The sequence below is a fragment of the Rhizobium sp. 32-5/1 genome (assembly GCF_029537235.1).
GTDB lineage: Bacteria > Pseudomonadota > Alphaproteobacteria > Rhizobiales > Rhizobiaceae > Pararhizobium.
In genome coordinates, this window is sequence record NZ_CP120639.1 from 1,080,268 (window position 1) to 1,086,621 (window position 6,354).

The following is a 6,354-nucleotide window of genomic DNA, read 5'->3' on the forward strand; positions in this document are numbered from 1 at the left end:
TAATGACCGACCTGAAACCGCTCTACATTCTCAACGGCCCGAATCTGAACCGGTTGGGCAAGCGCGAGCCCGAAATCTATGGGTACACCACCCTTGCCGAAATTGAGGACTGGTGCCGCGAGGCGGCCGGCGCACGCCCCGTGGCGTTCCGCCAAACAAACAGTGAGGAGAGACTGATCGATTGGGTGCATGAAGCGATCGATGAGGGTTCCGCCATCATCATCAATCCCGCAGCGTTCACCTTCACCTCCCTTGCACTCCTGGATGCGTTGAAGATGTTCAAGGGGCCGATAATAGAGTTCCATATCTCGAATGTGCACAAGCGGGAACCGATCTATCATCGCTCCTATGTTTCAATGACGGCGACCTCGGTCATGGCGGGGCTCGGCGCCAAAGGATACCCAGTGGCAGTAAGAGCAATAGAAATGTTGATCTCTGAGTGGAACCAAAAACCAGGTATTTAACATTGAGCGTAGCTGCGATCCGAACCTGCTCTCGAGGTATTAGATGTCGTTCGCGGTGGACGAGGGAGGAAAGGTGTCCGGGTCCAGGTCGGCTCGCGGAGCCCTGTTTACAAAAGGTAGGTTTGCGCAAGGTGAGGGCTCTCCCTCATTGGCCAAAGCGCTTACTGGCTACCGTCGCGGCGCTGCTCGGCTTATTGCTGGCCGGCGATCCATGTGGACGTCCTCCGCCCGGAAAGTTCAAAAAGCGGCGTATCTTTTCCTTTCGGCCATACGCCACTGCCGGGGTGTCATCCCTGTTTCCCGTTTGAAAAAGCGGCAAAAATAGCCTGGCTCGGTGAAGCCAAGTCGATCAGATATGTTCTGGACTGTCGAAAAGGTAAACAACAATTCCTGCTTGGCCTCCTCGATCTGGCGCCCGGCTATCAAGCGTTGCAAGCTAAGCCCGCAAGCGGACCGAACAAGGCGATTGAGATGTGTCTGCGAAAGTCCAAGCTTTCCGGCGTAGAATTGTGCATCTTGCGGTTCCCGGAAATGTCGAGTGATGAGCGACTGCAGGAGCCCGAACCGGCTGTCATCCAAATTTTTGCTGTTCGCGCTCATCTTCGGCCGATCAGCTCGCGCAAGAAGGGTGATGATCATGGCGATATGCCCTTCAATCATCGCATCGCGGCCCACCTCGTGCGTCACATACTCCTGCGCAATTCGCTCGAATGATGTTTCGACCTCCTGTCTTTCAAGACTGTTTTTCAACATCAGCAAAGAGGGGCGATGGAAGTTCCGCCGCAGAACCGCTTGGACCGAAGGGGACAGTGCGCCGGGCAAAAGCGTAAGGATGACACCTGCAATATCGCGCGAAAAGAGGAACCCGTGTTCGAAGCCCGGCGGCACCAGGATGGCAGCGGGTGGCTGAATGATTTGCGTCACGCCATCCAGGTTAGCGTCACCGTTGCCATCCGAAATGTACAATATCTGGAAGAAGCCGGGATGCTGATGCACACCGATTTCGAACCGGTACAGGCTGCTTCTCGAAAACAGCGTCTCACAATGAAATCGAAAATCTTCAGTTTTCTCCGGTTCTTCACCGTATAGCCGATCCCTCAACATCGCCTGTTGTTCCTTTGGGATATCCTCAATGCATGGTCGGATAGTGCAATAAATTGGCGGGAAAGTCCATTGAGAAGGCGCCCGCGCGTCGCCACTTTCTTGGATAGGAGCCAGTTGGGGAGAATTAGGTGCGCACACAGGTCGTCATCATAGGGTCAGGCCCTGCAGGATTGTTGCTGGGCCAGCTTCTTTCGAAGGAAGGCGTGGACAACATCATTCTGGATCGCGTCGGCAAAGACTATATTCTCGGTCGTGTGCGGGCTGGTGTTCTTGAGGAAGGGACCGTTCATTTGCTGGAAAAGCTGGCGTCGGCGCGCGCCTCCATAGGGAAGGCCTGCCGCACGACGGATTTGCCTTGGCATTTAACGAGCGCAGCCACCGCATCGACGTGCATGATCTCTCCGGTGGAAAACGTGTCATGGTGTTTGGCCAGACGGAGGTGACGCATGACCTGATGAGTATTCGTGAGGCAAACGGAACCGTTACAAAGTATGATGCGAGCAACGTTACGCCCCATGATTTTGAGGGGAGCAGCCCGTATGTTACCTATGAAATGGATGGCTTGGAACATCGCATCGATTGCGATTTCATCATAGGATGCGACGGCTACCACGGCGTCAGCCGCAAGGCTGTACCACAGAGCGCGATCCAGGAATTCGAACGCGTCTACCCTTTCGGTTGGCTTGGCATTCTTGCGGATGTCCCACCTGTAAGCCACGAGCTTATTTATGCCAATCATTCCCGCGGTTTTGCGCTATGTTCGATGCGGTCCGAAAAACGAAGTCGCTACTACGTGCAGTGTTCACTGGAGGACAAGGTCGAAGACTGGAACGACGATCGCTTCTGGGATGAACTGAGGCGGCGGCTGCCTGCCGAGCAAGCCGAAGCGATGGTGACCGGCCCTTCATTCGAAAAATCGATTGCACCCTTGCGCTCTTTCGTTTCCGAGCCGATGCGTTTCGGACGTCTGTTTCTGGCGGGTGACGCCGCCCACATCGTTCCGCCGACCGGCGCCAAAGGTTTGAATCTTGCCGCGAGCGATGTTCATTACCTGAGTGAAGCGCTGGTCGAATATTACAATGAAAAGTCTCCGGCTGGCATTGATGACTATTCTCGAAAGGCACTCGCGCGAGTCTGGAAAGCCGTGCGCTTCTCCTGGTGGATGACGACGATGATGCACCGTTTTCCGGACACAGGTGATTTTGGCCAGCGGATTCAGGAAGCGGAACTGGACTATCTCGTCCATTCTCGCGCGGCATCAACGGCACTCGCTGAAAACTATGTCGGGTTGCCATTCTGATTGGTGACGGCTCCAGTTTCCCCGTCGCCCGGTGCACTCTCGAAAACGCACGGCAGGAGCGGATCGCAATTACCCGCGGCAATCGAAACGTTTGGCAACGTTCCGCTATCCTGACCGGGCAGATCACGGCAGCCGGCAAGGTGCACCGGCAGAGGCGCTGCTCATCGGGGCGGTTTGCGAGCTTCCTGCCACGTGAGCAGGCAAATGCGACTTGGCCGTAGCAATGAGAAGATCGTTTCAAGCCGCCGCGGTGCTGTCATATCCCAGGATTGCCTAACTGCATGGCGGTCCAGTCTCCACACTCTATGCGACTGGGGGACCCTCGTAAAATCTGGCAAGGCCAGGGTCAGCCCATATCCCGCCAGCGAATGTGGAGCGGTGCGGCTGCCGTAGATGCACGCTCAACGAGGTGGCACGCGAGTTCGATGCGCCGGGGTGGCATAGGCAGTCCTGACAGATTGTCGCGTAACAGATCGAGCGCGACAGAGCCGATTTCCCGCATTGGGATGTGCATCGTGGTCAGCGGCGGATTGAGAAAGGCCGCCTGTGGCAAGTCGTCCATCCCCATCACCGACACATCTCCGGGCACCGAAAACCCCCGCTGTTGAACCCCCATCATCGCGCCGACGGCCAGGCTGTCGCCGGCGGCCAGCACCGCGGTAAAATCGAGCCCGCGTGCGTCGATCCGAGCCGCGATGGCCTGCGCTGCCAGTTCCGGCAGCCAGTCCTCGACTGGCACCACCAAATCCGGATCGGCGGCAAGCGCATGGTGCAAAAGCGCGTCCTTCCAGCCCTCATAGCGCCGCTCGATCGTCCGCCGGCCTGGCCGCATCAGGAACAGGATGCGCTCATGGCCGAGCTTGATCAGGTGGTCGGCCGCCAGTCGCGCACTGGAGCGATTGCAGGGGGTGACGCTGGAGAGCCGCATGAACGGATCGTCACCGTTGAGTAGCACCACAGGCTTGTCGAAGCCGCGCGTGGCAGCCAGCATGTCCTCGTCATCGACAGTGAGAAACAAGAGACCGGCAACTTGGGGATCGTCCTGTGCCTCCTTCAGCACAGTCAGTTCCTCTTCTCTATCGGCGATCGGCCGCGTGATAATCTCAAGACCAAGCACTTGTGCACGTTCCTTGAGGCCCTCCAGCACGTAGAGCGTGAACTGGTTGCGCACATAGTCGATCATGGCGGCGCTTGAGGCGGCCAGTATGACTTTCTGGCCCGCAATGGCTGTCGGGATCACATAATTGGCAGTCTTGGCAGCTTCGAGCACCAGTTGGCGAATTTCCGGCCTGACACCTTTTTCGCCGGCAATGGCCCGCGAGGCGGTGCTCAGCGAGACCCCGCACGCCTCGGCGATGTCTTCCAGCCGCACACGCTTGCTCTTCTTTCCGCGTTTGCCCGCGATGGGTTTGACTGCCATATCGATCTCCGTTGCATCAACATGAGAAAAATTTTCAGATTGCGCAACAAAATTCGTCGTGCATTTATTTCCCCAACGAGCCGTCCCCAAGAGCGGCGCATGTGGAGGAGCATTCATGGATCCGGATGGCCGCGATATTCGCAATGGTCTCGATCGCCTTGTCGCTGGAACGACCGGCCTCAAGCACGACGGGCGGTTCCACGAGCCCAATCTCGATGGAACCGCCGGCGACTATATCAGCTTCGACAGCTGGGAATGGCCGCAGGGCGTCGGCCTGTATGGCCTGATCAAGCTCTGGCTTTTTACTGACCGTGACGACCTGCGCCAGCTTGTCGAAAGCTGGTACCAGGCGCGCATTGACGCCGGCCTCCCGCAACTCAACGTCAACACCACGGCGCCGATGCTCGGCCTTTCGGTCCTCTGGGCAAAGACCCGCGATCCGCGCTGGCAGCCGGTACTCGACGGCTGGGCCGACCGCGTGATGAACGAGCTTGGGCGCACGCCAGAAGGCGGCTTCGAACATCATGTTTCTGATAAGATCAACCACGACGAACTCTGGGACGACACGCTCTACATGGTCGCACTTTTCCTTGCGTCCTATGGCCAGGCGAGCGGCCGGCGCGAACTGGTAGACGAAGCCTCTCGTCAATTCCTTGTCCACACCCGTTACCTCGCGGACCCCCATACCGGTCTCTGGTTTCACGGCTGGACCTTCGATGGCCGACATAATTTCGCCCGGGCACGCTGGGCGCGTGGCAATGCCTGGATCACGGCGGGATTGCTCGATTTGTTCGATCTCGCCGACCTCGCCAACCCCGTGAAGGATTTTCTGCAGGGTGTCCTCGTGGCGCAGGTCGATGCGCTGCTATCGCTGCAGGCTCCATCGGGAGCTTGGCGGACACTGCTCGACGACGCTACATCTTATGAGGAGATTTCCGCGACGGCCGGCATCGGCTACGGCCTCTTGAAGGGATACCGTCTCGGTATCGGCACGCCCGATTGGCGCGCTGCAGGACTGAAGGCCCTGCGCGTCGTGATGGACAATATCGACGAGACCGGCACCGTGCTGAACGTGTCCTACGGCACCCGCATGGGCCACGATCTCCAGTTCTACAAAGACATTCCCATTCAACCGACCGGCTACGGACAGGCATTGGCGATCCTGTGCCTGTCCGAAGGCCTGCAGCATGTCGGCACGGAAGGACAAGCAGCATGACGATGAAGATTTTGTATGGCGCAGCACCGGAAGATGTCAAAAGCTATGACACGGAGAAACTCCGCAGCGCCTTCCTGATGACCGACCTGTTTGTGCCGGACGCTGCCAATTTCACCTATACGCATATCGACCGCCTGCTTCTCGGCGGAGCGATGCCGGTTTCCAAAAGCGTGACCTTCGGCTCGGGAGATGAGATCGGCACGCCCTATCTCCTGTCAGCCCGCGAAATGGGCATCGCCAATCTTGGCGGTACAGGCACCGTGACCGTCGATGGCCAGACCTTCACGCTGGAAAATCGCGACGTGCTCTACCTTGGCCGCGGTGCGCGCGAGATTGTGATGGCAAGCCTCTCGGGAAAGACCCCTAGTCGGTTCTACATGAACTCCGTACCCGCCGGCGCTGACATCCCGCACCGGCTGATCAAAAAGGCCGAAGCGAAGGCGATCGACCTGGGTGATGGTCGCCGCTCGAACAAGCGGCGGCTCGCCATGTACATCCATCCGGAAGTGACCCCGTCCTGCCTGCTCTTGATGGGCATTACCGATCTTGCCGAGGGCAGCGTCTGGAACACCATGCCGCCACATCTGCATGAACGTCGGATGGAAGCCTACTGCTACTTCGACATGGCAGCGGAAGACCGCATCATCCACCTGATGGGTCGCCCGGAAGAAACGCGCCATCTGATCGTCGCCAATGGCGACGCCGTGTTGTCACCCGCATGGTCTATCCACATGGGCGCTGGAACCGGCCCCTATGCCTTCGTCTGGGGCATGACCGGAGAAAACCAGCAATATAACGACGTAGCCCCGGTTGCCCTGGCAGAACTGAAGTGACCCCGATGAGATCTCTG

Annotated in this window: 5 protein-coding genes and 1 pseudogene; 4 read left to right on the forward strand and 2 right to left on the reverse strand. The window is 58.2% G+C overall.

The window, feature by feature from the left end; all coding sequences use genetic code 11:
- Positions 1 to 2 precede the first annotated feature (2 nt).
- Entirely contained in the window at positions 3 to 464 is a 462-nt protein-coding gene (locus P6U16_RS26970) for a type II 3-dehydroquinate dehydratase (protein ID WP_277704398.1), read from the forward strand.
- Positions 465 to 701: 237 nt separating this feature from the next.
- Here the strand turns inward: P6U16_RS26970 and P6U16_RS26975 are convergent, their stop codons facing one another.
- On the reverse strand, positions 702 to 1,568 hold the full coding sequence (locus tag P6U16_RS26975; protein ID WP_277704399.1) for a helix-turn-helix domain-containing protein: 867 nt from the start codon (positions 1,566 to 1,568) through the stop codon (positions 702 to 704).
- Between the two features lie 128 nt (positions 1,569 to 1,696).
- Here P6U16_RS26975 and pobA point away from each other — a divergent pair.
- Positions 1,697 to 2,868 (forward strand): annotated as a pseudogene (gene pobA / locus P6U16_RS26980) (4-hydroxybenzoate 3-monooxygenase).
- A gap of 346 nt (positions 2,869 to 3,214) precedes the next feature.
- Here pobA and P6U16_RS26985 read toward each other — a convergent pair.
- Positions 3,215 to 4,288 (reverse strand): LacI family DNA-binding transcriptional regulator, encoded by a 1,074-nt coding sequence (locus P6U16_RS26985; RefSeq protein WP_277704400.1) that lies wholly within the window; start codon positions 4,286 to 4,288, stop codon positions 3,215 to 3,217.
- Positions 4,289 to 4,403: 115 nt separating this feature from the next.
- Here P6U16_RS26985 and P6U16_RS26990 point away from each other — a divergent pair, with 115 nt between their 5' ends.
- A complete protein-coding gene (locus tag P6U16_RS26990) occupies positions 4,404 to 5,504 on the forward strand; it encodes a glycoside hydrolase family 88 protein (RefSeq protein WP_277704401.1) in 1,101 nt (366 codons plus the stop codon).
- Positions 5,501 to 6,337, forward strand: a complete 837-nt coding sequence (gene kduI, locus P6U16_RS26995; protein ID WP_277704402.1) for a 5-dehydro-4-deoxy-D-glucuronate isomerase — start codon at positions 5,501 to 5,503, stop codon at positions 6,335 to 6,337. Before P6U16_RS26990 ends, kduI begins: the two co-directional genes overlap by 4 nt.
- Positions 6,338 to 6,354 lie beyond the last annotated feature (17 nt).

What these genes read in the sequence shown, in the direction of transcription:
- P6U16_RS26990 (WP_277704401.1), top strand. Translation starts at nt 4,404, where the DNA reads ATGGATCCGGATGGCCGCGATATTCGCAATGGTCTCGATCGCCTTGTC.
- kduI (WP_277704402.1), top strand. Translation starts at nt 5,501, where the DNA reads ATGACGATGAAGATTTTGTATGGCGCAGCACCGGAAGATGTCAAAAGC.
- P6U16_RS26970 (WP_277704398.1), top strand. Translation starts at nt 3, where the DNA reads ATGACCGACCTGAAACCGCTCTACATTCTCAACGGCCCGAATCTGAAC.
- P6U16_RS26975 (WP_277704399.1), bottom strand. Translation starts at nt 1,568, where the DNA reads ATGTTGAGGGATCGGCTATACGGTGAAGAACCGGAGAAAACTGAAGAT.
- P6U16_RS26985 (WP_277704400.1), bottom strand. Translation starts at nt 4,288, where the DNA reads ATGGCAGTCAAACCCATCGCGGGCAAACGCGGAAAGAAGAGCAAGCGT.